Origin of the sequence: Flavobacterium sp. FlaQc-57 (genome assembly GCF_044007395.1) — a bacterium.
GTDB lineage: Bacteria > Bacteroidota > Bacteroidia > Flavobacteriales > Flavobacteriaceae > Flavobacterium.
Genome location: NZ_JBIPDA010000002.1, coordinates 1,178,636 through 1,204,517 on the forward strand (window position 1 = coordinate 1,178,636; position 25,882 = coordinate 1,204,517).

Genomic DNA, 25,882 nt, shown 5'->3' on the forward strand with positions numbered 1-25,882 from the left:
TTTGCGTTTGTTTTTTCTGTAGAGGCGCACAGCAGTGCGTCTACACACTGTATTTGAATTGGAATTTCTAATTGGAATTTATCCCGATAGCTATAGGGACTATCCGCCCTGTGTGGCAGAAATAATTAAGATTTCGTCAGTTTCGTGTACGAGATGTTGGTTCCAATTGATTTTTGGAACAACGGTGTTGTTAATGGCAACGGCGATTCCGTTTTGTTTGTTTGGAATTTCGAGATCGAGCAATGATTGAACGCTTAGCGATTCAGCATTGAATTGTTTAATTTGTTGGTTGATTTTTAGTTCCATTCCTTTTCAGTTTAGTATATAGTTATACTTTAGGAATGGCTACAGAAACGCATAAAAATGCGCGCAGAAGTCATCTTACTTTTCCCTACGCTAGTATGAACTAGATCAGGTTCAGAGGGTAAAATCTCAGCCTACAAGTTGTAGACACCCCTAAAGTGTGAAGCAAATATAATGTTTTTTTTTAAGTTTTCAGTTTTCAGTCGCAGTTTTCAGTATTTAACTTAAAAATATCAGATTTTAAAAAACTGAAAACTGAAAACTGAAAACTGTGACTGTGACTGAGACTATTTCCCTTTTCGAGTAAAGCAATCTTGTACGTGATCGTTGACCATTCCGGTGGCTTGCATGTGCGCGTAAATCACGGTTGAACCGACAAATTTAAAGCCTCTTTTTTTTAGATCTTTACTAATTTCGTCTGAAAGTGGAGTAGTAGCAGGGACGTCCTTTAAGGTTTTAGGATTGTTATTGATGGGTTTTCCGTTCGTGAATTTCCAGATATAATTAGAGAAACTTCCAAATTCTTCCTGTACTTTTATAAATGCCTGCGCATTTGTAACTGCCGAACGGACTTTTAATTTGTTGCGAATAATGCCTGTGTTTTGAAGTAATTCTTCGATTTTTTCTTCTGGATAATCGGCTATTTTTTTATAATCAAAATGGTCGAAAGCATTTCTGAAGTTCTCTCGTTTATTTAAGATTGTTATCCAACTTAGTCCAGCCTGAAAAGTTTCTAAAATTAGAAATTCGAAAAGAGTAGGATCGTCATAAACAGGAACGCCCCATTCTTCGTCATGGTATTTTTTATATAAATCACTTGCTGAGCACCAGCCACATCGAATTTGATTTTCGTTTTTCATAATGCTAAAATCTTTTTAATCTTCTTTATGAGAAGAGTCTCCTTTTAAATAGCTTTTGATCCAGTGATGTCCTGCGTAAATTAGAGGAGTAAGTAAAACAGCAACCGTTAGTTTAAAAATATATCCTGTTAAAGCTGATGAAATGAAGGTGTCAAAGTTGATTTTTCCGGGTAACCAGAAAGCAATTCCAAGTACAATAAAAGAGTCAAATAGTTGCGATATTACAGTCGACCCAGTTGTTCTTAGCCATATTTTTCTTTCTCCAGTTCGTCTTTTGAAGAACCAAAAAATCCAAACGTCGATTAATTGAGATACCATAAAAGCAATTAAACTACCTATAATTATCCACATACTTTGTCCGAAAACGGCCTGAAACTGTTCGTCATTTACTGGGCTAATTCCTTTTGCGGCGGGAATAACAATTGCCATAAATAATATAATAAAAGCATAAGCAATTAGGCAAGCGGTAATGAAAGATAGTTTTTTGACACCTTTTTCTCCAAAATATTCATTGATCAAATCTGTAGTTAGAAAAACTACGGGCCATGGTAAAATTCCGATACTCATTACAAATGGTCCCACTTGAATTAATTTTCCTCCAATAAGTTCAGCCACAACAGCATTTGTTATAAAGATGCCGGCTAGAATTACAAAAACAATTTCTTTTCTGGTTTTAAACATGTGATTTGGTAAATAATGTTTCAAATTTAAGCTATTTCTCTATAAGTTGGAATGTATTACTTTTAAATTAAAGTACTGTTTTACGGTAATCTGAAAGTTAAAAATTTCTTTTGATTGATGATTTTTAGTTACATTTGAAACAATAATCTGTTTTATTTTATATTAAATCAATTTAATGATAATGAAAAAATTAATGACAATTTTTCTCATGGGAACAACTTTATTTGCAGCTAATGCACAATCTAATTCTGATAATCCGTTACTTAAAAAATGGCCGGGGCCTTACGGAGGAGTTCCAGCTTTTAATGAGTATAGTGTATCGCAATTTAAACCGGCAATTGAATTTGCAATTCAGGATAAACTGAATGAAATTGAAGCTATAACCAGTAATCCTAAACCAGCAACTTTTGATAATACTATTGCAGCTTTAGAACGTTCTGGAAAAGCAATGTCGCGAATTTATGCTGTTTACGGAATTTATGGGTCTACATTAAGTACTCCAGAATTTGATAGTGTTGAGACAGAAATGTCTCCAAAGCTTTCTGAATTTAATGATAAAATTTATCAGAATAAAAAGCTATTCACAAGAATTGAAACTTTGTATAATTCAAAAGAAAGTAAAAAGTTAACTAGTGAACAGCAACGTTTAGTTTGGTTGTATTATACCGATTTTGTTCGTGAGGGTGCTAAATTGAATGACAAGGACAAAGAAAAAGTGACTAAAATTAATCAGGAATTAGCGAGCCTTTTTACAAAGTTCAGCCAGAATTTATTAGCAGAAGAGCATAATCAATATGTTGCATTGAAAGTAGAAAGTGATTTTGATGGTTTGCCTACTGAGGTAAAAAATGCTGCTATTGCTGAGGCAAAAGATAGAAAACTTGATGTTATGGGGTGTGTTGCAAATACACGCTCGTCTATTGAGCCGTTTTTAACTTTTTCGACACGGAGAGATTTAAGAGAAAAGGCGTTTGATATTTTTGTAAAACGTGGAGATAACGGTAATGCAAACGATAATAATGCAACACTTGTTTCTATTTTACAATTGAGAACTCAAAAAGCTAAATTATTAGGTTTTCCTACTTTTGCTGATTGGAGTTTGTCTAATAAAATGGCAAAAGACCCTAAGAAGACCCTGGATTTAATGATGTCAGTTTGGGAGCCGGCTGTAGAAAAAGTACATCAGGATGTTGCTGAAATGCAGAAAATTGTTGATGCTGAAGGAGGTAAATTTAAAATTCAACCTTGGGATTATCGTTATTATGCTGAAAAAGTTAGAAAAGCAAAATATGATTTAGATCAAAATGAAGTTAAGCCTTATTTGCAGTTAGAAAACTTGCGTGAGGGTATGTTTTGGGTTGCTGGCGAGTTGTTTAATTTAAGCTTTAAGCAAATCACGAATGTGCCCGTTTATCATCCTGATGTACGCGTTTGGGAGGTAAGTAACAAGTTAACCGGCAAAGTTGTTGGATTGTGGTATTTTGATCCGTATGCTCGTGCTGGAAAGCGTTCTGGAGCATGGATGAATGCTTACCGCGATCAACAAGGAATGGACGGCGAGGTTTTAACAATTGTGTCTAACAATTGTAACTTTATAAAAGGGAGTGCAAATGAGCCTGTTTTAATTTCTTGGGAAGATGCTACGACTTTGTTTCATGAATTTGGACACGCACTTCATGGATTATGTTCTAATGTGACCTACCCAACCTTATCAGGTACAAACGTGGCAAGAGATTATGTAGAATTTCCTTCACAATTACTAGAGCATTGGTTAGCTACGCCTGAAGTGTTGAATAAATTTGCTTTGCATTATAAAACTAATCAGCCATTACCACAATCATTAGTGGATAGAATTGAAAAAGCAGCGAACTTCAATGAAGGTTTTGCAACAGTTGAAACAATTTCAAGTTCTTTGATTGATATGAAACTTCACTTGACAACTACAACTATCGATCCTCACAAATTTGAAAAAGAAACATTAGACGCACTTCATATGCCATCAGAAATTGTAATGCGCCATAGAATTCCGCAATTCGGACATATTTTTTCTGATGATGGATATGCCGCAGGATATTATAGTTATTTGTGGGCTGATGTAATTAATGCAGATGCGTGGGAAGCTTTTACAGAAGGAAAAGGTCCATATGATAAAGATGTGGCTAAACGTCTTTATGATAATATTTTTAGCGTTGGTAATACTATAGATCAGGAAAAAGCGTATGAAAATTTTAGAGGTAGAGCTCCTAAATCTGATGCTTTAATGCGAGCTAGGAATTTCCCGATTAAGGATAAAAAATAATAGAGAAGTTTTTAATAAAGTCCCTGCGTAATAATATTTACGCAGGGACTTTTTTGTGACTCATTTTAAAGATTTAAAAAGCTTTAAGAAAATAATTACGGCTTAATAATAAACTAGTCAATTGCCTAAATGAGCTAGAAAAGTATAGAAACAAAAAAAGCCCGAATAAATTAATATTCGGGCTTTTTAAATATTGAAATAATATATTAACCTAAAGTAACTCTTTTGAAACCTGTAATTTCAACGTTGAATCCTTTAACGTAATCGCCAACTTTTTTACTATCGTCTTTGATAAAGTTTTGATCTAACAAAGCTTTCTCTTGATCTAAAGTAGTATTGTCAGAGATAAAACGTTGAACTTTTCCAGGAATAATTTTATCCCAAATTTGTTCTGGTTTACCTTCAGCTTTTAATTCAGCTTTAGCATCTTCTTCAGCTTGTTTTAAAACTTCTTCAGTTAATTGAGAGAAAGAAATGTATTTAGGAACATTTTTTAAAGTTTTTCCTAAACGTTTTGCTTCTTCATTATCTTTTTCGATTACAGCAATACGAGCAGCAAGTTCAGATTCAACGAAAGCAGGATCAAAATCTTTGTAAGATAATGTATCAGCTCCCATAGAAGCAACTTGCATAGAAACATCTTTAGTTAAAACGTCAGCGTTAGGAATTGCAGCAGAAATTGCAGTTAATGCAGCAATTTTGTTAACGTGAACATAAGATCCAACGAAAGCACCTTCTAAAATTTCAAAACCACCGATTTCGATTTTTTCACCGATAACACCAGTTTGCTCAATTAATTTTTCAGCAACAGTAATACCATTGAAATCTGAAGCTAAGAATTCTTCTTTAGAAGAGAAATTGATCGCTTTTTCAACTAATTCTTTAGCCAAAGTTACGAAAGCCTCATTTTTACCTACGAAATCTGTTTCGCAGTTTAAAGTGATGATAGCTCCTTTAGTATTGTCAGCATTGATAAAAGAAACAGCAGCTCCTTCAGAAGACTCACGGTCAGAACGGTTAGCAGCAACTTTTTGTCCTTTTTCTCTAAGGTTTTGTATAGCTTTATCGAAATCTCCTTCAGCTTCAACTAAAGCTTTTTTACAGTCCATCATTCCGGCACCTGTAGTTTGTCTTAATTTATTTACGTCTGCAGCAGTAATTGTTGCCATAATATTTTGAATTTTAATGTTAAAAGTAAAAATTCCAGCTTTTAAATTCCAAATTCCAATTTTATTAAATTATCAACATAACGTTTTTAATTTGTGTTTGGAATTTGAAATTTAAAATTTGGAATTTAAATTTGATTTATTCTTCAGTTGCAGGAGCAGCTTCAACAGCAGGAGCCGCAGCTTCTTCTGTGAAAACTTCAGTTTCTTTTTCAGAACCTCTGTCAGAAAGACCGTCGATTACAGCAGCAGTAACTAAAGATAAAATTTTGTCAATTGATTTAGAAGCATCATCATTTGCAGGAATAACGTAATCAACCTCTCTTGGGTCAGAATTCGTATCAACCATTGCGAAAACTGGAATGTTTAATTTTTGTGCTTCTTTTATTGCGATGTGTTCAGCTTTGATATCTACTACGAACAATGCAGCTGGTAGTCTAGACATGTCAGCGATTGAACCTAAGTTTTTCTCTAATTTAGCACGTAGACGATCAACTTGCAAACGCTCTTTTTTAGATAACGTCATGAAAGTACCATCTTTCTTCATTTTGTCAATAGAAGACATTTTTTTAACTGCCTTTCTAATAGTTACAAAGTTAGTTAGCATTCCACCAGGCCATCTTTCAGTGATGTAAGGCATGTTTGCAGCTTTTGCTTTTTCAGCAACGATGTCTTTTGCTTGTTTTTTGGTAGCTACGAATAAGATTTTTCTACCTGATGCAGCGATTTTTTTCAAAGCTTCATTAGCTTCTTCAATTTTTGCTGCAGTTTTATATAGATTGATAATGTGAATACCATTACGCTCCATATAAATGTAAGGAGCCATATTTGGATCCCATTTTCTAGTCATGTGTCCAAAGTGAACACCTGCTTCTAGTAAGTCTTTAACTTCTATTTTGTTTGCCATTTTTGTACTAGTTTACGTTCTGTTGATTAGCAATGTATAAATGGCGGTTTCCCAGGCTTTATACATTTAGATGCTAAACTATTTCCTACCTCGATAGGAGAGCAACAACAACTGTGTTTTTTAATTTCAATAAATTGATAATGTCTTGTACCATATGCACAAGACAGGTAATATTAACGTTTAGAGAATTGGAATCTCTTACGAGCTTTCTTCTGACCGAATTTCTTACGTTCAACCATTCTTGGATCTCTTGTTAATAAACCTTCTGGTTTTAAGATAGCTCTGTTTTCAGCATTTACTTCACACATAACACGTGCTAATGCCATTCTTACAGCTTCTGCCTGACCAGTTGAACCACCTCCGTAAACGTTTACTTTTACATCAAAGTTGTTTACATTTTCTGTCATAGACATTGGTTGTAAAACTTTGTATTGTAAAGTTGCAGTTGGAAAGTAAGTTGCGAATTCTTTTTTGTTTACAGTGATTTTTCCTGTTCCTTCAGAAACATATACACGTGCAACAGCGGTTTTTCTTCTACCGATTTTGTGAATAACTCCCATTACTTAAGATCGTTTAGGTTAACAGTTCTAGGTTTTTGAGCTCCTTGTTTGTGCTCAGATCCTACAACAACATTTAGATTTCTAAAAAGTTCTGATCCTAATTTGTTTTTAGGTAACATTCCTTTTACAGCTTTTTCTACTAGTAATGCAGGGTTTTTTGATTGCAATACTTTAGCAGTTAAAGTTCTTTGTCCTCCTGGGTAACCTGTATGACGTACGTAAACTTTGTCATCCATTTTTCTACCTGTAAGGTTAATTTTTTCTGAGTTGATAACAATTACGTTATCTCCACAGTCAACGTGTGGTGTGTAACTTGGCTTGTACTTACCTCTTAAGATCATCGCAACCTTTGAAGCAAGACGTCCTAAGTTGTGACCTTCAGCGTCAACAACAATCCACTCTTTAGTTACAGTGGCTTTGCTAGCTGAAACTGTTTTGTAGCTTAATGCGTCCATAATATTATTTTAATTAAACATTCCATCCCCAATAAAGGGGATGCAAAAGTACAATTAATTATTTTAAAACCAAATACCTGAAAAGAATATTTTATATACTGAAAATCAGGCTATCAGTTTTATATTTAAAACAATAAAAAAAAACCACCTTCACAATAACGCGAAGGTGGTTTAATATTTAAAATTATTTGTGCTAAACAATAAATAAATTTGCAATATCTACAACTTGTTGTGTTGTAAGTGGCTCATCGTAAGATTCTGATCCTGCAGTTGCTCCAAATGCAGCAGCAGTATTAAATCCTGCTTGTACAGTTACTCCCTCGCCATTGTATACAGCTTGAGTGGCTGATGGCATTCCTGCACCTCTTTCATCATTTGAAATCCATCCTTTTAATCCGCGTAAGCGTCGAACTTCAGATGCATGACGGGCTTCTACAGAGTGAATTTGCAGCGCGGCTGTTAATAAATCTGGTGTAGTAATTAAGTTTGCGGCTTGACCTTTGTAAGCTCTTACTCCGGTATCTTCAAAAGCTTGCGCTAGTGCTAAAAAAGTAGGATAGTCGTGAAACGGGTCAAAAGCTCCTCCAACAGTAAAGTCAAAAGTGGGTTTGGGAACGAAGTTTGCACTTGCGTTTCCACCTAGTCCTGCAATCAAAAATTTAACATGACTTGACTCGTGCGCTGCAATTTGTTGAAAAACTTTTAAATCCCGACCTCCGTTTTCTGATGCCGGAATTACGCCGGAATCTAATGCCATGGCGTAAAATTCGTTTTCCAGATATTCTAAGGTCAAGGCAAATTGCAAGGCTCCAATAGGTGTTGCTGGCGTTGCAGTAATATCTTTTGCAAATGCTTTATTTGCCATAGCGGATAATCCGAATGGAATTGATGCATATGCCAATGTTTTTCCAATGTTTCCAAACTGATTAAAACTGTCTCTTCTTGATCCAGTGCTTCTCATTAAGCTGTCATCAGTAAATGTTTCTATAAATTTTAAAATATTCATAATTTCTAAGTTTTAGCTGGTTAGGATTAAGGTAAATATTTGGCAGTAAATTTTGTAGTAATAAAGCCTCCTGCAATTGGTAAAATTTTAGAAGGGTCTTTTGCTACATCTAAACCAGTTGATACGCTCACGATATCATCGCCGGCAAAATCCTTAGAATTTGGATTAATTAAGCTTCTAATAGCTGATGCGTGTCTTGCTTCGACTGAAACAATTTTTCCAGCTAGTAGTAAATAGTCCGGACTCTTGATTAGTTTTCCTGCTCCGTTGTAAGCGGCAACGCCTGTGTCTTCAAGTGCTTTTGCAGTAGCAAGAACTTCAGTACGACTGTTGAAATTCAGAGATCCATAATTGAATGCTAAGGAGGGAAGCAATTGTGTGCTTGGGTCAGGGAGTGCTCCGGTTAAAGCAGCTTTAAAAAAATCTCTGTGAATTACTTCATGATGATACAAATCAGTTAAAACCTGACGTTCAATAGGATTAAAAGTGGCATTGAAGCTTGAAGCATTTACAACTTTGGTGTAAAAATCAGCTTCTAATTGTTCTAAAGCATACGCATATGTTAATACGCCAAAATCTCCAGATCCTAAATCAAATACACCATTCTTTATTCCGGGCAGGGTATTGTCCTGCATGTCATTGTCATCATTATTGTCGCTGCAGCCAGCCAAAACCAAACCTGCACTAACTAGTGTTAAGCCGCTGAGCTTAAGAAAGCTCCTTCTGTTATTCAATGAAGGGTCAACTTCATGAATTTTAACTTCGTTTTTCATAATCAAGGTCTTTTAAAAGGTTAATAACATGTATTAAGGTATTAACGAAATTTTAAGACGTGCGGTTTTAGAAAAAGGATGTTTTTTAAATTTATTTTAAAAAAGGCTTTAGAATTTTAAATAGGAATGTGTGTTTTTTGTTTTATTATCGGTAATTCTACTATATTTGTATTAATTACACAAAATTATTTTTAAATGAAAGCTAAAGCAACTCTAAAACAAATTGCGAAAGAACTTGGTGTTTCTGTATCTACGGTGTCTAAGGCATTAAATGATAGCCCCGAAATTAGTGAGCAAACGAAGGTGAAGATTAAGGAGTATGCCAAACTCAAAAATTATAAACCAAATGTTATTGGTCTGAATTTAAAGAATCGTAAAACCAAAACAATTGGTGTAATTATACCTAATATATTGAACTCCTTTTTTGCTAAGGTTTTTAGTGGTATCGAAAAGGTAGCCGATAAAAAAGGATATAATGTAATAACGTGTATTTCGAACGAATCTTTAGAAAAAGAAATTCATACACTTGAAATGTTGAGCAACGGAACAATTGACGGATTTATTCTTTCGGTTTCTGAAGAAGCTCAAAAATTACAAGATTACAGTCATTTCTCTGCTATTATTAATGATGGTACGCCAATCGTTATGTTTGATCGTATTGCAGATGAAGTAGAATGTGACAAAGTTGTTGTAGATGATTTTGATTCGGCTTTAAACTCGACTCAACATTTAATCAATTTAGGATGTAAAAATATTGCCTTAATTTCTTCAGTAGATAATTTAAGTGTTGGAAAATTAAGAGCTGATGGATATTTGAAAGCTTTAGCAGATAATAATATTCCGGTAAACGAAAAGATTATTCTTCGTACCGATTCTGAAGAAGACATGAAAGCTAAAATTGATGCCATTTTTGATAATAAAATTGATGCCATTTTTGCCTTAGACGAAAATGATTCGGTTGCAGCTTTGAGAGTAAGTTTGAAAAAAGGATACAGAGTTCCAGAAGATATTTCGATTATTGGTTTTGCTGACGGAATTTTAGCCTCAAGACGTTTATCGCCAAGTTTAACAACAGTAAGTCAGCACGGAATTGAAATTGGAGAAGTTGCTGCCAGACAATTGATAAAACGTCTGGAAGAATCTGAAGAAGAAACTTCGGATTATGAAACTATCGTTATTAAGACGAAGTTGAAAGAAAGAGAATCAACAAGAAAGAAATAAGATTTAATATTGTATAAAAAAAGACTATCCTTCGGGGTAGTCTTTTTTTATACAATCTTGTCATTTCGACGAAGGAGAAATCACGCTCGGGATTCGACAAAGATTGACGATTCTGATTGTGGAGTTTCTGGTGTGATTTCTCCTTCGTCGAAATGACAAGATTGTATTTTTGATTTAGAATTCTAAACTTTATTAATGCGCTTCCAACCAATCTTTTCCTAAACCAAGTTCAACATCTAAAGGAACACTCATTATAAAAGCATTTTCCATTTCGTGTTTAATCATAGGCTGAATTTTTTCTAATTCGTCGTTGTGTACATCAAACACAAGCTCATCATGAACCTGAAGTAGCATTTTAGATTTCCAGTTTTCTTCTTTTAGTTTTTTATGAATGTTGATCATCGCGATTTTAATGACATCGGCAGCGCTTCCTTGAATTGGTGCATTTACAGCATTTCGTTCGGCAGCGCTTCTAACTACAGCATTTGCTGAGTTGATGTCTTTTAAATAACGACGACGACCTAAAATAGTTTGTACATATCCTTTTTCGCGTGCAAATTCTATTTGCTCCTGAATGTATGATTTTAATCTTGGGTAAGTTTTGTAATAAGCTTCAATCAATGCAGCACTTTCACTACGGGATAATGAAGTTTGGTTGCTTAATCCAAAAGCAGAAACGCCATATATAATTCCGAAGTTTACCGTTTTGGCATTGCTTCTTTGTTCACGTGATACTTCATCCAAAGGAACGTCAAAAACTTTTGCGGCGGTTGCTTTATGAATGTCTTCTCCGTTTTTGAAAGCCGCAATCATATTTTCTTCTCCACTCAAAGCCGCAATAATTCTTAATTCTATTTGCGAGTAATCGGCAGAGATTAAAGTGTGGTTTTCGTCACGTGCAACAAAAGCTTTACGAATCTGACGACCTCTTTCGGTACGAATCGGAATATTTTGCAAGTTAGGGTTGTTAGAACTCAAACGTCCTGTTGCAGCAACAGTTTGCATATAATCGGTATGAACACGTTGTGTTTTTTTGTCTACTTGTTCCGGCAAAGCCAAAATGTAAGTAGATTGTAATTTTACCATTTGGCGCCAATCCAGAATTTGTTTTACAATTGGGTTGTCATTCGCCAAATAAGTTAAAACTTCTTCGCCAGTCGCATATTGACCAGTTTTAGTTTTCTTTTGTTTTGCTCCGCCAATTTTCATTTTATCAAATAAAACATCTCCTAATTGTTTTGGAGAAGCCAAATTGAATTTCTCGCCTGCGGTTTCATAAATTTGCTGTTCTAAAGATTTAATCTCAACATCCATTTCTTTAGACATGGCGTTTAAGAACTCAACATCCAAACGGATTCCTTCTGTCTCCATAGCGGCTAAAACGCTTACTAATGGAATTTCGATTTCGTCAAATAACTTTTTCGTTTCAGTTTTGTCTAATTCAGTTGTAAAGATTTCTTTCAATTGCAAAGTAATATCTGCATCTTCAGCAGCATATTCTTTGATATCTTCGAGCGCCACATCGCGCATTGTAATTTGATTTTTTCCTTTTTTGCCAATTAAATCTTCAATTGGTTTTGGAGCATATTTTAAATACGTTTCAGATAAAATATCCATATTATGACGCATATCTGGATTAATTAAATAATGCGCAATCATAGTGTCAAAAAGTTTTCCTTTTACAGTAATACCATAATTAGAAAGTATTTTTAAATCGTATTTTAAATTCTGACCTATTTTTTCGATGTTTTCATTTTCAAAAAACGGTCTAAACTTTTCGATTAAAATCTGAGCTTCTTCTTGATTTTCTGGAAACGGAACGTAAAATGCTTTCCCTTTTTCGTAAGAAAGTGCTATTCCGACTAATTCAGCGTGCAAAGCATCTAAGCCGGTAGTTTCAGTGTCAAAACATACAGAAGTTTGGTTCTGTAAATTTTGTAAAAGTAATTTTATTCCTAAATCTCCTTGAATAGCTTGGTAGGAGTGAGGTGTGTTTTCTAAAGTATTGTAAAACGAAGTTCTTGGTGTTTCTGTATCTTCTTCTGTAGTTCCACCTCCAAAAAGATCAAATTGTTCCTCGTTTCTGGCTTGTGGTTTTTTGTATAATTTCGCGTCAGAAGCTTGTGGTTCGTTTGTTGTTTCGTTTGTGCTTCCTGTTTTAAACAGATTGTCAAACTGCTCAGCCATTCTTCTGAATTCTAATTCATTAAAAATAGCATCAGTTTTCTCGATATCAGGACGTGTTAATTCGTAATCGCTTTCATTAAAGGTAACTGGACAATCTAATAATATAGTTGCTAATGTTTTAGAAAGTAAACCTTTCTCTTTATTAGCCTCTATGTTTTCTTTCATTTTTCCTTTCAACTTATCAGTATTGGCCAAAAGGTTTTCCATTGTACCAAATTCTTTAAGAAGCTTCTTAGCGGTTACTTCACCAACTCCCGGAAGTCCTGGAATGTTATCGGCAGCATCTCCCATCATTCCAAGAAAATCGATTACTTGTTCAGGGCGCTCAATTTCGAATTTTGCTAAAACTTCAGGAACTCCCCAAATTTCAATTCCATTACCCATACGAGCGGGCTTGTACATGAAGATGTTTTCTGAAACCAATTGTGCAAAATCCTTATCAGGAGTTACCATAAAAACTTTGTAATTCTCTTTTTCGGCTTGTTTGGCAATAGTTCCAATTAAATCATCGGCTTCAAAACCTGACACTTCAATAATCGGAATGTGCATGGCTTTTAAAAGTTCTTGTATATAAGGTACGGCTATTTTTATAGCGTCTGGCGTTACGTCGCGGTTTGCTTTATATTCTGGGAAAATTTCGTTACGCAATTGGCTTCCTCCTTTATCAAAAGCAACTGCCAAATGATCTGGTTTTTCACGTTTAATAACGTCTAAAAGCGAATTCATGAAACCCATAATCGCTGATGTGTCCATTCCTTTAGAATTAATTCGCGGGTTTTTTATAAAGGCATAATAACCACGAAAAATTAATGCGTAAGCATCGAGAAGAAAAAGACGTTTTTGAGTTGACATAAAAAAAATATTAGTCTGTAAAAATAAACAATTGGGTTCTTAAAAATTAAACTAACCAGATTTTTTTTCTACCAAATCAGTTATATGAGTTCATTTTGATGGAGAGATAATACAGTGAGTCTACTTATTAAATGAAACTTATATAATTTGGATGGTTTAAAACGGTAAATAGTTAATGTCTAGTTAAAATATTTAAGTTGGAGGTTTTCTTCATTTTGTCTTCATATTACAGGGGTAAATTTGATCTATAAAATAAAAGGTATTAAAAATAAAAACTTAGAAATCATGAGAAATTTATTGATGTTATTAGTAGCAGTTTTAGGAACAAGTGTCATGGTAAGTGCATTTCCTGCCAAAGGAATTAAACCAGTTCCTATTAAAGAAGTAAAAGCGACTCCTGCAAAAGAAGTTAAAACTACAAAACACCCAAAAAAATCTGATAAAAAAGCAAAATCAGAAAAAACAGTAGCTCCAAAAGCAGAAGCAGCAAAAGCTAAAAAATAAAATAAGAGTGTATTAAAAGAATATAAAAAAATAATCAATTAAAATTTAAAGTTATGAAAAATCTAGTAATGTTATTAGTAGCAGTTTTAGGAACAAGTGCAATGGTAAGTGCTCAAACAACTCCAACTCAAGCAACTCCTGCAAAAGAGGTTAAAGCAGCTAAACACCATAAAAATAAAGCTGATAAAAAAATGAAGTCAGAAGCTCCAAAAGCAGAAACTCCAAAAGCAAAATAAGAAAAGAGGTTATTGTAAAGTAAAAGGTTAATCATTTAAAAATTAGAAATCATGAGAAATTTATTTATAGTATTAGCAGCAGTTTTAGGAACAAGTGCAATGGTAAGTGCTCAAACAACTCCAACTCAGGCAGCACCTGCGAAAGAGGTTAAAGCAACAAAACACCATAAAAACAAAGCTGATAAAAAAACAAAATCAGCAAAAAGTGAAGCTCCAAAAGCAGAAACAACTAAAATGAAATAAGAATTGTTTTTGTTTTGTTTTCAAAGAATTATAAGGGAAGTAAAACAGAAGTAATGGTTATGGAGAATGCGGTTGGAGAAAGCTGGTAAAGAAATTTATCAGCTTTTTTTTGGTTCGTTAATTTTTTAATAATAAGCAACGAGATTTTTTATAATTGCTTAAATTTAGTTGCGCTTAAACATTGTGTTATGAATATTTTGATTGTTGAAGATAATAAGGAGCTTGCTGTAGAGGTTTATGATTTTTTGTGTAATGCAGGTTATGTGTGTAAAATTGCCCATAATTGTAATGACGCTCTGGAGGAGGTGAATAGTAATGATTTTGATGCAATGTTGCTTGATCTTGGTTTACCTGACGGAGATGGTTTTGATGTTTTAAAAACTGTTCGAAAAACCAAATCAAAAATGGCTGTTATTGTGTTAACAGCAAGAGGTGAATTAGATGACAGGATAAACGGGCTGCATTTGGGCGCAGATGATTATTTAACCAAGCCTTTTGCTTTGACAGAGCTAAGTGCCAGATTATTTGCGGTTATACGCAGGATTCATGGTTTTACTTTGAATAATTTAAGCATACACGGATTTTTGCTCCAACTTCAGGATTATAAAGTAAGTTATAGTGAAATACCCATTAGTTTGACTAAAAAAGAGTTTGATATTTTTCAATATTTGGTTTTAAATAAAAATCGGGTAATTACCCGTTTGCAATTGACGGAGCATATTTGGGGAGATATTCTGGAGGTCAATTCAGATTCTAATTTTATAGATGTTCATGTTCGAAATCTTCGAAAAAAATTAGATAAACATACTGCTATCGATTGGTTTGAAACCGTAAGAAATGTTGGTTATCGTATAAATGAATAAATAGAGTATTGTGAAGATAAAACATCAGTTGGCTATTTTTAATGCATTGACACGATTGCTTGTCATTTTGATTTTGTGGCTGATGCTGCCAATTTTGGTCGAAAATGTTGTTTATCGACACATTAATAATGGATTACTGGAGAAAAAACAAAAATTCATTGAACATTTAGATCGAAATGAAATCAATGATTTTATCGAAAATTCAAGTGATTCGACTGAAACCTATTCGCAATTCTCAACACTGCACAGCGAATTTTTGGTACTTTCAAAATCGCCAATAAAGTCTGATCAAAAGAAAGCAGTCTTTACAAATGAATATCGAATTATCGAAGGTGAAGAAAATGAATATAGAATCCTTCAATATCATTTTGTGTTCGACAATCAAGGTTATCAATTAGAAATAGGAAGTAGTCTAGGCGAAGTAAAAGATCTTACTTTTATTATTCGGTTTTTTATAATAATTGTTTTTGTTGTTATCTTGTTGATTACTTTTTTGGCAGATACTTTTTATATTGAATATTTGCTGAAACCTTTTTATAAAATTATTGATACCAAAATAAGGCGCGTCAACGAACCTGAAGCTTTTGATCATACGCCAATAAAGGCAAGATCTAGGGATTTTAGAGAGCTTGATTCTGTTTTAAATCAAATGATGGATCGTATTTCAGAGCTTTTTAAAAAAGAAAAACAATTTATTTCCAATGTTTCTCATGAATTGTTAACACCAATAGCTTTGCTTAAAAATAAGTTTGAGAACTTACTCCAAAATGATTCTTTAGATGATAATGCTTTTGATAAAATTGCAGGATCTCTGAGAACATTAGATATGTTGAAGAAGATCATTAATAATTTATTATTGATTTCAAGAATCGAAAATAATCAGTACGAGGCAAATGAGAGTGTGAATTTTCATGAGCTTATTGCAGATCTGCACGAAGATTTGGAGGACAGAATTGAGGATCGGGATATTCAGTTCTGTAACAATATGCAGCATGATTATGTTTTTACAGGAAACAAAACTTTAATGCACATTCTTATTTATAATTTAGTAACCAATGCTATAAAATACAATAAACCTAAAGGAAGTATTGTGATAGAAGATGGTTTTCTGGATAATCATTATTTTATATCTATAGCAGATTCAGGAATTGGAATGACTGCTTCTCAAATTGAAAATATATTTAATCGGTTCGCAAGAATAAGTTCAGAGCAAGATGGTCAGGGTTTAGGGCTTGCTATTGCAGAGAGTATTGCCTCTTTTCATCATATTGAAATTAGAGTAACATCTCAAATAAATGAAGGAACCACATTTACACTTTTATTTCCTGAAGCTGTAAAACATAATTAAAAGTTAATTTTTCTCGGGTAGTTCAATCTTCATTTAATCTTCATTTAGTGATTATATCTTTGAGGTATAATAAATGAAATAATAACAATCATAAAACTACAATCATGAAAAAATTAGTAATGTTAGCAGTGGCTATTTTAGGAACAACTGCAATGGTAAATGCTCAAACAACTCCAGCTCAAACAACTCCGGCAAAAGAAGCAAAAGCTCCTAAAAAAGACAAAAAAGCGGACAAAAAAGCTAAAAAAGCCGAAGCAGCTAAACCAGAGGCAGCAAAAGCTCAAAAATAAAACAACATAGTTTACACACGTAAACATTGTTGTGGATTAAAAGGTTTTAAAAAATTTGGTAGAGAAAAAGCTGGTAGAGAAATCTATCAGCTTTTTGTTATTATTTGAGTTAAATTTTTGATAATAGAAAGCAATAGAATTTTCATTCTTTGTTACTTTGCTTAAAACTATAACTAATGATCATTCGTTTTGTAATTCTATGTGCTCTTTTTTTATTTATTGAGTTCTATTCTTATCAAGCCTTTCGTACCTTAATTAAATTAAGATGGGTTTTGGTTAGCTATCAGGTTGTAAGTTTACTAATCTTAATTTTCATTATATATTCTTTTTCGCAAGTAGATCGCTCTGTTGGACAGACTAAGCAGTTTATGTTTACGACAGGTTTGATGTTATTGGTTTATGTTCCTAAAATTGTAATGACTCTTGCCTTGTTTGGAGAAGATATTTTTAGAGTTGGAGCAAGTATTTTAAATTATTTTATTTATAATGCTCCTAGGAAAGAAATGATGCCGGAAAGACGAAAATTTGTTAGTCAGATTGCTTTAGGTTTGGCTGCAATTCCTTTTTTATCATTGATTTATGGAATATTTGAAGGAAAATATAATTTTAAAGTTATCAAGCAAACCGTATTTTTTCCTGATTTGCCCGATGCTTTTGATGGTTTTAAAATCACTCAAATTTCAGACGTCCATAGTGGAAGTTTTGATAATCCTGAAAAGATAAACTACGCGATCGATTTAATTAACGAGCAAGAAGCAGACATGATTTTGTTTACTGGAGATATTGTAAATACTCATGCTAAAGAAATGCACCCGTGGATAGCAACTTTTAATAGAATTAAAGAGTATAAATACGGAAAGTTTTCTGTTTTAGGAAATCATGATTATGGCGAATATGTTACTTGGCCTTCAGAAAAAGAGAAAGATGAAAACTTTGCTGCGATAAAAAATCTGTATGGTCAAATAGGATTTAATCTTATGTTAAACGAGCATACTTATATTCAAAAAGGTGATGATAAAATCGCTTTAATTGGAGTTGAAAATTGGGGTCATAATTTTAAAAAAGCAGGAGATTTAAACAAAGCTTCTCAACACGTGCATCAAGACGATTTTAAAGTATTAATGAGTCATGATCCGAGTCATTGGGAGTATGAAATTAAAAATCATCCTAAAAACTTTCATTTAACATTGGCAGGTCATACACATGGCATGCAATTTGGAATAGAAATTCCGGGATATTTTAAATGGAGTTTAGCACAATATATTTACAAACAATGGGCCGGACTATATGAAAATGTAGGACGATATGTATATGTTAACCGCGGATTTGGTTTTCATGCGTACCCGGGGAGAGTTGGTATTATGCCTGAAATAACAGTCATTGAACTAAAAAAAGGCAACAGTGTGGCTTAATTCGTTAAAAATGCTACATTTGTATATAATTATCTCTTTTTAAAAGATTAAAAGAATTAAATTTTTGGTTTTATGTCAAAATTTGGAGAACTTATAAATGCTCAAGTTCCAGTGTTAATTGATTTTTACACCGATTGGAACGAATCATCTGTATCAATGCATCCCGTTATTAAGGATGTTGCGGCTGCACTAGGCGACAAAGCCAAAGTCATCAAAATTGATGTGGATAAAAATCAGGAATTGGCAGAAGCGCTTCGTATTAAAGGGCTTCCGACTTTAATGATTTATAAAGAAGGACAAATGATCTGGAGGCAATCAGGGGAACTTGATGCTAATACAATTATAGGAATTGTCCAGGAGCAGTTTAGTAACTTATAGGATACTCTTTTTAAGGATGTCATTTAATGAATGATGTCAAACTTATACCCATTTTCTTTTAAAAAATGTAAGGTTTTAGGTAGCGCAAATTTTAAATTTGGCGAAGCCTTTATGCTGTCATGAAATACTATTACACTTCCTGATTTTACATTTTTAGTCACATTTTCAAGACATTTTTCCGGAGTGATAGATTGATCGAAATCTGCGCTCAAAACATCCCACATAACAATTTTATATCCTAGTTTACGTAGAATTTTAGATTGCGCTTTTTTGATTTTTCCATAAGGTGGACGAAACAAAAGGTTGCATGTTTTTTCTTCTTCTAAAACGGCTGCGCAATTTTGAACATTCTCAATGTAATCATTAGTATGGCTTTTCCATCCATTAACATGATTCATGGTATGGTTTCCTATAGAATGTCCTTCAGTAATTAATTTTTCGAATAAGGATAAATTAGCTTTAATGTTTTTTCCAATACAAAAGAAAGTGGCTTTTGCATCAAATTTTTTTAACTCAGATAAAACCCAATCTGTAATTTCTGGAGTAGGGCCATCATCAAAGGTTAGGTATATTTTCTTTTCATTGTTTGGGATGTCCCAGCAATATTTAGAAAATACCCTTTTTATGAATGAATTTGTTTTTACCCAGTAAAAGCTCATTTTGATTTGATTTACAGATATGTAAAATTAAAAAATGCAGCGCTATAAATCAAACAGCGCTGCATTTTTTTAATTACTATATTTTTCGTATATTATTCTTTTTCTCTACCAAAACGTTCGAAAACATTTACATAAGTATTAAAAGTTACTTTGTGTTTTTCGTAGAAAGCAGTGTCTTTGTTTTCTTGCATAACTTGCAATAAACTTCTGTAACGCTCAATATCAGTGATAATATCGATAGCTAAATCAGTTTGATCGCCAGGTGTTAATGTTGCATAATAGTTTAATTCTTCTTTGTATTTCTGAACTAATTTATTTAACAAATCATGTGCTTTTGCGGTTTCTCCAACTTTGTAGTATCCTCCTGCAAAAGGTTCAACTAAAGAATAGTAGCCAAATTTGTCTAGAGGCATTTTTGTCATTGCTAAATTGATAATGTTTTTAGCTTTGTCGATTTTACCTTCGGCAATAAGTTGGTTCATTAAACGCGATAAATTCGTGCGATAAGTAATACTGTTTCTTCTTGTTTCAGGATCGTGGTAAATTTTATCACTTTCGCTGTTGCCCCAATCCCATTTCATTACAATGTTGTACATTTTATCGGCATCAATTTGTCCCATGTCCATTGGTCCGCCATCTTTTGAAGGTGTATTCTTAATTGGAACCAATTTGTAAACCATTCCGTCTAATTGAAGATAGTCTTTTAGCCATAAATAATCTTCATCATCAAAGGCTCCTCCACTAAAGTAAATTGGTCTTTTCCAATTGTTATTAGCTAAAATATCTAGCATTATTAAGCGGTTTTTGTATAACGCGCTTCCTTTTATGTCGATATCCATATACTGAACAATTGAATCGTTGTATTTAGGATTAACAACTTTGTTTTTTATGATTACATCTTTATCAACAGGAACTCTGATTTTATTTGTTGGATAAAAGTGAATCGTTTGTCCGTTTTGTAAACCGACAGTTGATTTTGGATTTTTAATAAAGTCAATTAAGTCTTTAATGTTCCAACGCGTGTCTATTTTTTGAATATAAGCTACATAGTCAAGTTTGTCTCCTACATATTCATCATGTGTAAATGATATCGGTAACGGATCAGATTCGTATGCTTTTGCTTTCATTTGATCAATATACCAGTCTGTATTTACTAAACTTGTATTTACAATTTTAACATCGGTTCTAATGTGTTCAATTTCCTGGGCGTACCATAGAGGGAAGGTATCATTGTCACCAATAGTAAATAAAATGGCATTTTTGTCGCAAGAGTTCAAGTAAGCTTTAGCCATTGCAACTGCAGTATATCTTCCTGATCTGTCGTGATCATCCCAATTTTGAGAAGCCATTAAAATTGGCGCGGCTAATAAACTTCCGGCAATAACAATTGGACCAGCAATTTTTGGAGCGATATATTTCTGAATACTTTCGTAGAGAGAATATACTCCAAAACCTATCCAGATTGCAAATACATAAAAAGAGCCCACAAGAGCGTAATCTCTTTCACGAGGTTCAAAAGGTCTTTCGTTTAGGTATATTTTTAATGCAATTCCAGTAAATAAAAACAAGGCTAAAAGAACGTAAAAGCTTTTAAGATCTTTGTTTGCGTGATACATTATACCAATTAATCCTAAGATAAAAGGAAGGAAAAAGTAAACATTTCGTCCTTTGTTGTTTAAAACATCAGAAGGCAAGTTGTCTTGAGGTCCAAGGTGTAAAGAATCAAGAGCTTTGATACCGCTAATCCAGTTTCCATCCAGATTATCGTATTTTCCCTGAACGTCACTTTGGCGTCCGACAAAATTCCACATTAAATATCTCCAATACATATATCCAAATTGATATTCGAACATAAAGCTGAAGTTATCTACAGCAGACGGTTTTTCAATGATTAAATACTCACCATAGCTTTTTAGGAATTTAACATATCCTTCGTTATCAATTTGCTTTTGAGCATACGCATTTTTGAATTCAGAAATTGTTTTTTCAACCTCATTGCGCAATTGTGCGGTTGCTTTATTGTATTCTTCTTCGCTAAGCTGGCTTGCGTCAATTCCGTATTTTCCTAAATCTTGCTCGTAATCATAATTAGGATTTATTTTAAATTTAGGAGGATTCGTAAAGCTGATGTAGTTCTGAATATGTCCAGTTTCAGTGCTCCACATTCTTGGTAGAATTGTCTTTTGATTGTCGTCACTGTTCTGATTTGCGTTTTTATAATTGTTGGTAATAATATATTTACCAGTTTTATAATCTCTTTCGTAGTTAGGTTTTTTGTCTGAATATGGGTTTTTTGCATCAAGACCTGCGAAAACTTCTGTGTATTGAGGTCCGTAGAATAATGGATTTACACCATATTGCTCACGATTATAGTAGGCTAATACCTCGGCAGCATCAGATGGTTTGTTTTCGTTAATTACAGTGTTGGCATTAGCACGAACAGGCAGCATCATCCAGGTTGAGAAACCAATGAATATAAATAAAATACAAAGGATTATGGTGTTGTAAAAAATTAACCCTTTTTGCTTTGTGTATTTTAATCCAAAATAAAAGAAAGCAATTAAAACTAATGCAACAAAGAGAGTTCCTGAGTTAAACGGAAGTCCAAAGCTGTTTACCATGAAAACCTCAGTATCAGCAAACGCTTCCATAGTTAGTGGTAAAAGTAGCTTGAAAATAAATAATAAAATACCAATTACTATTACATTGGCAATAAGAAAGTTTTTAATTGTGACTTTCTCGTAATGTTTAAAGTAGTAAAGAAAACCTATTGAAGGAATGGTTAGTAAAGCCATGAAGTGAACTCCAAATGAAAGTCCAACAACAAGAGAAATAAGTAATAACCATTTGTTTCCTTTAGGTTTGTCCATGTCTTGTTCCCAACGAAGACCAAGCCAAAAAAGTAATGCAATTAATAAAGAAGCCATTGCATAAACTTCAGCTTCAACAGCATTGAACCAAAAACTATCTGAGAACGTGTAAGCAAGAGCTCCTACAAAAGAGCTTCCTAAAATAACAATTGAATTATTTTGGTTGATTTCAGAGAATCGAGCTACAATTTTTTTTAAAATCATAGACGAAGACCAAAATAAAAACAGAATGGTAAATGCACTTGAGAAAACAGACATCATGTTAACCATTAAAGCTACATGTTGATCATCTGTAGCGAACATAGCAAAGAAAGCGCCCATCATTTGGAATAAAGGAGCTCCGGGAGGGTGTCCAACTTCTAGTTTGGCGGCTGTGGCAATGTATTCGCCACAATCCCAAAAGCTCATAGTAGGTTCAACAGTTAATGTATAGGTAATTAAAGCGATTGCAAATGCAAACCAACCAATAATTGTATTCCATTTATTGAAATTGAATTGTGCCATATTTAGGTGTTATAATTTTGTATGTTTTCTATCCTACAAAGAAAATGTTTTTTTGTTTAAAGAGAAGTGCATTAACATAAAATTCTAAAAAAGTATTTGCTGGTGATAATGTATTGTTTGTTAAATGGTTGTGTGAATGTTATGGATTTGAAAGAAAAAAAATGAAAAAAAAATGAGTTTTTTTTGCTAAAAAGTTTGCGCAAACTAAAAAAAGCTTTAAATTTGCACTCGCTTAACAGCAACGCTGGTCTATGGTGTAATGGTAACACAACTGTTTTTGGTGCAGTCTTTCAAGGTTCGAGTCCTTGTAGACCAACATAAAAGCCTCTCAATTGAGAGGCTTTTTTATTATTTTTAAATTAAATTTGCGTAAATAAAAAAAAGCTTTAAATTTGCGCTCGCTTAAACGCTTTATTGGTCTATGGTGTAATGGTAACACAACTGTTTTTGGTGCAGTCTTTCAAGGTTCGAGTCCTTGTAGACCAACATAAAAAGCCTCTCAATTGAGAGGCTTTTTTTATGTGATAATAAATAGTGAGTTTTTTAAATTTTGAAAGTGATAACGGGTTTAACAGCGTGATTAACCAGTCCTTCGCTAATGCTTCCGTTAAAAAAGTGTGCGAAACCAGTTCTTCCATGTGTGCACATACCAATGATATCAGCGTTTATGCTGTTGGAGAAATTGATAATTCCTTTTTCGATATTGGTGTCGTTATAGATTTGAGTTGAATAATTTGTTATGTTAAAATCAGATACAAAATTATTTATGGCTTTTTCAATTTCGTGTGTCGGTTTAAAACTGTTTGGTGTGCAAATGGTAACTAAATGGATTTTTGAATTAAAAGCTTTGCTGAAGTTTAGGAGTTTTTCGAAAGGTTTTTTTGCTTCTGCTGAAAAATCTGAAGCAAAAACAATATTTTCGGCATTAAAATTTGAGATATTTTTTTTGATTACTAGTACAGGAATTTCAGAATTGCGAACAACTTTTTCTGTATTAGAGCCAATAAGTAATTCTTCGACTCCTGAAGATCCATGTGATCCCATTACAATTAAGTCTATGTTGTAGTCTTTGCTGACCTGGGTGATGCCGTGAATTGGCTTGTCCATTTTTACGATTTCTGTGATTGAAATTCCGTCTAGATAAGATCTTGAGGCGACTTCATCCAGCATTTCGTTGGCTTTTTTCATGAAAAGCATAGTCTCCGGAATGCTTGCGCCGCCAAGAACTGCATCGTTCATTTGGCTGGGTAGTTCCAGCATGTGTAAGATGATAATTTCGGAGTTGTTTTTCTTTGCAATTTGACTTGCAGCTTTTAAAGCATCTTCGGCATGTTCAGAGAAGTCGGTAGGTACTAAAATTCGTTTCATAGTTTTTAAGGGGTTAAATAATGTGAAAATCTGTAATTTTAATGCTATCATAAAGATAAGAAATATTTTTAGAGCAATCTATTTATTTTGATTTATAAAAAAAACACTATATTTGCACCGTTATTTATTAAAATCTAAATAATGAGGGGACTAAGTGTCCCCTCTTTTTATAAAATTATGACATTTAAAGAAAAAGTAAACGGATTAATTACAGAAGCCCTTCTGGATAAGCCATCAATATTTTTGATTGATCTGGCGATATCAGATTCTTTTAAGATTAGTGTTGGTTTAGATGGTGATAATGGAGTGGCGTTACAGGATTGTATTGACGTTAGTCGTGCAGTCGAGAATAATCTGGATCGTGAAGAGCAGGATTTTTCGCTTGAAGTAGCATCGGTTGGAGTAGGATCACCTTTGAAAATGACAAGACAATACATTAAAAATATTGGTAGAACATTGATTGTTACTACAAATACTGAAAAAATTGAAGCAGAATTGGTGGAAGCTAACGATGTTTTCATAATTTTGTCTTGGAAAGCAAGAGAACCGAAAAAAGTAGGAAAAGGAAAAGAAACAGTTCAAAAAGAGCAACAAATACCTTATACAGAAATTAAAGAGGCAATTGTTACAGTAACATTTTAATTAAAGAATTCGCATGGAAAATTTAGCATTAATCGATTCATTCTCAGAGTTTAAAGATAATAAACTTATTGATCGTGTAACGCTTATGGCAATTTTAGAGGACGTGTTTAGAAATGCATTAAAGAAAAAATACGGTTCTGATGATAATTTCGATATCATTATTAATCCTGATAAGGGAGATATGGAGATATGGAGAAGAAGAGTAATTGTTGCTGACGAAGATCTTGATTTTGAAAACGAAGAGATTACTTTGACCGAAGCAAGAATGATTGAAGCTGATTTTGAAATTGGTGAAGAGGTTTCTGAAGAGGTGAAATTAATCGATCTTGGTAGAAGAGCTATTTTGGCTTTACGCCAAAACTTAATATCTAAAATTCACGAACACGATAATACAAATCTTTACAAGCAATTTAAAGATATTATCGGTGATATCTATACTGCAGAAGTACACCATGTGCGTCCTAGAGTAGTTATCTTGGTTGATGACGAAGGGAACGAAATTGTACTTCCGAAAGAAAAACAAATTCCGTCTGACTTTTTCCGTAAAGGGGATAATGTTCGTGGAATTATTGAAAGCGTTGAATTAAAAGGAAATAAACCTCAAATTATTATGTCTAGAACTTCTGAGAAGTTTTTAGAGAAATTATTTGAACAAGAAATTCCTGAAGTGTTCGACGGATTGATTACAGTTAAAAATGTAGTGCGTATTCCTGGTGAAAAAGCAAAAGTAGCGGTAGATTCTTATGATGATAGAATTGATCCTGTTGGAGCTTGTGTTGGTATGAAAGGTTCTCGTATTCATGGAATTGTTCGTGAATTAGGAAACGAAAATATCGATGTAATCAATTATACAAGCAATATTCAATTGTTTATTACAAGAGCATTAAGCCCTGCTAAAGTTTCGTCTATTAAAATTGATGAAGAAAATAAAAGAGCTGAAGTTTTCTTGAAATTAGAAGAAGTTTCTAAAGCAATTGGTAGAGGTGGTCATAATATTAAATTAGCGGGTCAGCTAACAGGTTACGAGCTTGATGTTATCAGAGAAGGTGATGTTGCTAGTGGTGAAGATGATGACGTTGAATTAACTGAGTTTTCAGATGAAATTGAAGGCTGGGTTATTGAAGAATTTGCAAAAATTGGTTTAGATACAGCTAGAAGTATCTTAAAGCAAGAAGTAGAAGATTTAGTAAGAAGAACAGATTTAGAAGAGGAAACGATTCTTGATGTTATGAAAATACTAAAAGAAGAGTTTGATAGCTAGTTATCTGCTCTAACAACACAACGAAAAAGGTAAT

General features: G+C 33.4%; 25 protein-coding genes, 2 tRNA genes and 1 riboswitch. Of the genes, 14 read left to right on the forward strand and 13 right to left on the reverse strand.

Annotated elements, in window-relative coordinates; all coding sequences use genetic code 11:
- Positions 1 to 99: 99 nt before the first annotated feature.
- From thiS to ACHRVZ_RS11005, 3 genes are all read right to left on the reverse strand, one after another.
- A complete protein-coding gene (thiS, locus tag ACHRVZ_RS10995; RefSeq protein WP_394773731.1) occupies positions 100 to 306 on the reverse strand; it encodes a sulfur carrier protein ThiS in 207 nt (68 codons plus the stop codon).
- Positions 307 to 371: 65 nt separating this feature from the next.
- Positions 372 to 468, reverse strand: a riboswitch (TPP riboswitch).
- 122 nt (positions 469 to 590) lie between these two features.
- Positions 591 to 1,163: a DNA-3-methyladenine glycosylase I gene (locus ACHRVZ_RS11000; protein WP_395422453.1), complete on the reverse strand. Its 573-nt coding sequence runs from the start codon at positions 1,161 to 1,163 to the stop codon at positions 591 to 593.
- A 15-nt stretch (positions 1,164 to 1,178) separates the two neighbouring features.
- Entirely contained in the window at positions 1,179 to 1,844 is a 666-nt protein-coding gene (locus ACHRVZ_RS11005; RefSeq protein ID WP_395422455.1) for a queuosine precursor transporter, read from the reverse strand.
- 193 nt (positions 1,845 to 2,037) lie between these two features.
- Between ACHRVZ_RS11005 and ACHRVZ_RS11010 the strand changes: the two genes are divergently transcribed.
- The gene (locus ACHRVZ_RS11010) at positions 2,038 to 4,143 is read left to right on the forward strand and encodes a M3 family metallopeptidase (protein WP_395422456.1); all 2,106 of its coding nucleotides are present in this window, start codon (positions 2,038 to 2,040) and stop codon (positions 4,141 to 4,143) included.
- Between the two features lie 206 nt (positions 4,144 to 4,349).
- On the opposite strand, the gene tsf is transcribed toward ACHRVZ_RS11010, so the two are convergent.
- The 6 genes from tsf to ACHRVZ_RS11040 all read right to left on the reverse strand — a co-directional run bounded on the left by tsf (position 4,350) and on the right by ACHRVZ_RS11040 (position 9,010).
- Positions 4,350 to 5,312, reverse strand: coding sequence for a translation elongation factor Ts (gene tsf / locus ACHRVZ_RS11015; RefSeq protein ID WP_395422457.1), 963 nt, complete (start codon positions 5,310 to 5,312; stop codon positions 4,350 to 4,352).
- 136 nt (positions 5,313 to 5,448) lie between these two features.
- Positions 5,449 to 6,216, reverse strand: a complete 768-nt coding sequence (rpsB, locus tag ACHRVZ_RS11020) for a 30S ribosomal protein S2 (RefSeq protein WP_395422459.1) — start codon at positions 6,214 to 6,216, stop codon at positions 5,449 to 5,451.
- Between the two features lie 173 nt (positions 6,217 to 6,389).
- Positions 6,390 to 6,776, reverse strand: a complete 387-nt coding sequence (gene rpsI, locus ACHRVZ_RS11025) for a 30S ribosomal protein S9 (RefSeq protein ID WP_007808909.1) — start codon at positions 6,774 to 6,776, stop codon at positions 6,390 to 6,392.
- A complete protein-coding gene (gene rplM, locus ACHRVZ_RS11030; RefSeq protein ID WP_395422460.1) occupies positions 6,776 to 7,231 on the reverse strand; it encodes a 50S ribosomal protein L13 in 456 nt (151 codons plus the stop codon). Before rplM ends, rpsI begins: the two co-directional genes overlap by 1 nt.
- Positions 7,232 to 7,424: 193 nt before the next feature.
- Positions 7,425 to 8,237, reverse strand: coding sequence for a ferritin-like domain-containing protein (locus ACHRVZ_RS11035; RefSeq protein ID WP_395422461.1), 813 nt, complete (start codon positions 8,235 to 8,237; stop codon positions 7,425 to 7,427).
- A 26-nt stretch (positions 8,238 to 8,263) separates the two neighbouring features.
- The gene (locus ACHRVZ_RS11040; RefSeq protein WP_395422462.1) at positions 8,264 to 9,010 is read right to left on the reverse strand and encodes a ferritin-like domain-containing protein; all 747 of its coding nucleotides are present in this window, start codon (positions 9,008 to 9,010) and stop codon (positions 8,264 to 8,266) included.
- A gap of 195 nt (positions 9,011 to 9,205) precedes the next feature.
- Here ACHRVZ_RS11040 and ACHRVZ_RS11045 point away from each other — a divergent pair, with 195 nt between their 5' ends.
- The gene (locus tag ACHRVZ_RS11045; protein WP_395422463.1) at positions 9,206 to 10,231 is read left to right on the forward strand and encodes a LacI family DNA-binding transcriptional regulator; all 1,026 of its coding nucleotides are present in this window, start codon (positions 9,206 to 9,208) and stop codon (positions 10,229 to 10,231) included.
- 192 nt (positions 10,232 to 10,423) lie between these two features.
- Here ACHRVZ_RS11045 and polA read toward each other — a convergent pair whose 3' ends face one another.
- Positions 10,424 to 13,270 (reverse strand): DNA polymerase I, encoded by a 2,847-nt coding sequence (gene polA, locus ACHRVZ_RS11050; RefSeq protein ID WP_395422464.1) that lies wholly within the window; start codon positions 13,268 to 13,270, stop codon positions 10,424 to 10,426.
- Positions 13,271 to 13,555: 285 nt separating this feature from the next.
- Here polA and ACHRVZ_RS11055 point away from each other — a divergent pair, with 285 nt between their 5' ends.
- The 8 genes from ACHRVZ_RS11055 to ACHRVZ_RS11090 all read left to right on the forward strand — a co-directional run bounded on the left by ACHRVZ_RS11055 (position 13,556) and on the right by ACHRVZ_RS11090 (position 18,544).
- On the forward strand, positions 13,556 to 13,774 hold the full coding sequence (locus ACHRVZ_RS11055) for a hypothetical protein (RefSeq protein ID WP_395422465.1): 219 nt from the start codon (positions 13,556 to 13,558) through the stop codon (positions 13,772 to 13,774).
- 53 nt (positions 13,775 to 13,827) lie between these two features.
- Positions 13,828 to 14,010 carry a hypothetical protein gene (locus ACHRVZ_RS11060; RefSeq protein WP_395422466.1) on the forward strand — a complete coding sequence of 61 codons (183 nt, stop codon included), beginning with the start codon at positions 13,828 to 13,830 and terminating at the stop codon, positions 14,008 to 14,010.
- 51 nt (positions 14,011 to 14,061) lie between these two features.
- Entirely contained in the window at positions 14,062 to 14,253 is a 192-nt protein-coding gene (locus tag ACHRVZ_RS11065) for a hypothetical protein (RefSeq protein WP_395422467.1), read from the forward strand.
- A 188-nt stretch (positions 14,254 to 14,441) separates the two neighbouring features.
- Positions 14,442 to 15,116 carry a response regulator transcription factor gene (locus ACHRVZ_RS11070; RefSeq protein ID WP_395422468.1) on the forward strand — a complete coding sequence of 225 codons (675 nt, stop codon included), beginning with the start codon at positions 14,442 to 14,444 and terminating at the stop codon, positions 15,114 to 15,116.
- A 10-nt stretch (positions 15,117 to 15,126) separates the two neighbouring features.
- Complete coding sequence (locus ACHRVZ_RS11075; RefSeq protein ID WP_395422469.1) at positions 15,127 to 16,464, forward strand: sensor histidine kinase; 1,338 nt, start codon at positions 15,127 to 15,129, stop codon at positions 16,462 to 16,464.
- A gap of 104 nt (positions 16,465 to 16,568) precedes the next feature.
- On the forward strand, positions 16,569 to 16,754 hold the full coding sequence (locus tag ACHRVZ_RS11080) for a hypothetical protein (protein WP_395422470.1): 186 nt from the start codon (positions 16,569 to 16,571) through the stop codon (positions 16,752 to 16,754).
- A gap of 176 nt (positions 16,755 to 16,930) precedes the next feature.
- A complete protein-coding gene (locus ACHRVZ_RS11085; protein ID WP_395422471.1) occupies positions 16,931 to 18,166 on the forward strand; it encodes a metallophosphoesterase in 1,236 nt (411 codons plus the stop codon).
- A gap of 72 nt (positions 18,167 to 18,238) precedes the next feature.
- Positions 18,239 to 18,544 carry a co-chaperone YbbN gene (locus ACHRVZ_RS11090; RefSeq protein WP_041516386.1) on the forward strand — a complete coding sequence of 102 codons (306 nt, stop codon included), beginning with the start codon at positions 18,239 to 18,241 and terminating at the stop codon, positions 18,542 to 18,544.
- 23 nt (positions 18,545 to 18,567) lie between these two features.
- Here ACHRVZ_RS11090 and ACHRVZ_RS11095 read toward each other — a convergent pair whose 3' ends face one another.
- A complete protein-coding gene (locus ACHRVZ_RS11095) occupies positions 18,568 to 19,203 on the reverse strand; it encodes a polysaccharide deacetylase family protein (protein ID WP_395422472.1) in 636 nt (211 codons plus the stop codon).
- A 92-nt stretch (positions 19,204 to 19,295) separates the two neighbouring features.
- Positions 19,296 to 22,577 (reverse strand): DUF2723 domain-containing protein, encoded by a 3,282-nt coding sequence (locus tag ACHRVZ_RS11100; protein ID WP_395422473.1) that lies wholly within the window; start codon positions 22,575 to 22,577, stop codon positions 19,296 to 19,298.
- A gap of 245 nt (positions 22,578 to 22,822) precedes the next feature.
- Here ACHRVZ_RS11100 and ACHRVZ_RS11105 point away from each other — a divergent pair.
- Positions 22,823 to 22,893 (forward strand) — tRNA-Gln (locus ACHRVZ_RS11105).
- Positions 22,894 to 22,992: 99 nt separating this feature from the next.
- Positions 22,993 to 23,063 (forward strand) — tRNA-Gln (locus ACHRVZ_RS11110).
- 57 nt (positions 23,064 to 23,120) lie between these two features.
- Here ACHRVZ_RS11110 and ACHRVZ_RS11115 read toward each other — a convergent pair.
- Positions 23,121 to 23,945, reverse strand: a complete 825-nt coding sequence (locus ACHRVZ_RS11115; RefSeq protein ID WP_395422474.1) for a universal stress protein — start codon at positions 23,943 to 23,945, stop codon at positions 23,121 to 23,123.
- Positions 23,946 to 24,122: 177 nt separating this feature from the next.
- Here ACHRVZ_RS11115 and rimP point away from each other — a divergent pair, with 177 nt between their 5' ends.
- Positions 24,123 to 24,587: a ribosome assembly cofactor RimP gene (gene rimP / locus ACHRVZ_RS11120; RefSeq protein WP_395422476.1), complete on the forward strand. Its 465-nt coding sequence runs from the start codon at positions 24,123 to 24,125 to the stop codon at positions 24,585 to 24,587.
- A 13-nt stretch (positions 24,588 to 24,600) separates the two neighbouring features.
- A complete protein-coding gene (nusA, locus tag ACHRVZ_RS11125) occupies positions 24,601 to 25,848 on the forward strand; it encodes a transcription termination factor NusA (protein ID WP_041516381.1) in 1,248 nt (415 codons plus the stop codon).
- Positions 25,849 to 25,882 lie beyond the last annotated feature (34 nt).

Coding starts and splice junctions, on each gene's coding strand:
- thiS (WP_394773731.1), bottom strand. CDS start 306: ATGGAACTAAAAATCAACCAACAAATTAAACAATTCAATGCTGAATCG.
- ACHRVZ_RS11000 (WP_395422453.1), bottom strand. CDS start 1,163: ATGAAAAACGAAAATCAAATTCGATGTGGCTGGTGCTCAGCAAGTGAT.
- ACHRVZ_RS11005 (WP_395422455.1), bottom strand. CDS start 1,844: ATGTTTAAAACCAGAAAAGAAATTGTTTTTGTAATTCTAGCCGGCATC.
- ACHRVZ_RS11010 (WP_395422456.1), top strand. CDS start 2,038: ATGACAATTTTTCTCATGGGAACAACTTTATTTGCAGCTAATGCACAA.
- tsf (WP_395422457.1), bottom strand. CDS start 5,312: ATGGCAACAATTACTGCTGCAGACGTAAATAAATTAAGACAAACTACA.
- rpsB (WP_395422459.1), bottom strand. CDS start 6,216: ATGGCAAACAAAATAGAAGTTAAAGACTTACTAGAAGCAGGTGTTCAC.
- rpsI (WP_007808909.1), bottom strand. CDS start 6,776: ATGGGAGTTATTCACAAAATCGGTAGAAGAAAAACCGCTGTTGCACGT.
- rplM (WP_395422460.1), bottom strand. CDS start 7,231: ATGGACGCATTAAGCTACAAAACAGTTTCAGCTAGCAAAGCCACTGTA.
- ACHRVZ_RS11035 (WP_395422461.1), bottom strand. CDS start 8,237: ATGAATATTTTAAAATTTATAGAAACATTTACTGATGACAGCTTAATG.
- ACHRVZ_RS11040 (WP_395422462.1), bottom strand. CDS start 9,010: ATGAAAAACGAAGTTAAAATTCATGAAGTTGACCCTTCATTGAATAAC.
- ACHRVZ_RS11045 (WP_395422463.1), top strand. CDS start 9,206: ATGAAAGCTAAAGCAACTCTAAAACAAATTGCGAAAGAACTTGGTGTT.
- polA (WP_395422464.1), bottom strand. CDS start 13,270: ATGTCAACTCAAAAACGTCTTTTTCTTCTCGATGCTTACGCATTAATT.
- ACHRVZ_RS11055 (WP_395422465.1), top strand. CDS start 13,556: ATGAGAAATTTATTGATGTTATTAGTAGCAGTTTTAGGAACAAGTGTC.
- ACHRVZ_RS11060 (WP_395422466.1), top strand. CDS start 13,828: ATGAAAAATCTAGTAATGTTATTAGTAGCAGTTTTAGGAACAAGTGCA.
- ACHRVZ_RS11065 (WP_395422467.1), top strand. CDS start 14,062: ATGAGAAATTTATTTATAGTATTAGCAGCAGTTTTAGGAACAAGTGCA.
- ACHRVZ_RS11070 (WP_395422468.1), top strand. CDS start 14,442: ATGAATATTTTGATTGTTGAAGATAATAAGGAGCTTGCTGTAGAGGTT.
- ACHRVZ_RS11080 (WP_395422470.1), top strand. CDS start 16,569: ATGAAAAAATTAGTAATGTTAGCAGTGGCTATTTTAGGAACAACTGCA.
- ACHRVZ_RS11085 (WP_395422471.1), top strand. CDS start 16,931: ATGATCATTCGTTTTGTAATTCTATGTGCTCTTTTTTTATTTATTGAG.
- ACHRVZ_RS11090 (WP_041516386.1), top strand. CDS start 18,239: ATGTCAAAATTTGGAGAACTTATAAATGCTCAAGTTCCAGTGTTAATT.
- ACHRVZ_RS11095 (WP_395422472.1), bottom strand. CDS start 19,203: ATGAGCTTTTACTGGGTAAAAACAAATTCATTCATAAAAAGGGTATTT.
- ACHRVZ_RS11100 (WP_395422473.1), bottom strand. CDS start 22,577: ATGGCACAATTCAATTTCAATAAATGGAATACAATTATTGGTTGGTTT.
- ACHRVZ_RS11115 (WP_395422474.1), bottom strand. CDS start 23,945: ATGAAACGAATTTTAGTACCTACCGACTTCTCTGAACATGCCGAAGAT.
- rimP (WP_395422476.1), top strand. CDS start 24,123: ATGACATTTAAAGAAAAAGTAAACGGATTAATTACAGAAGCCCTTCTG.
- nusA (WP_041516381.1), top strand. CDS start 24,601: ATGGAAAATTTAGCATTAATCGATTCATTCTCAGAGTTTAAAGATAAT.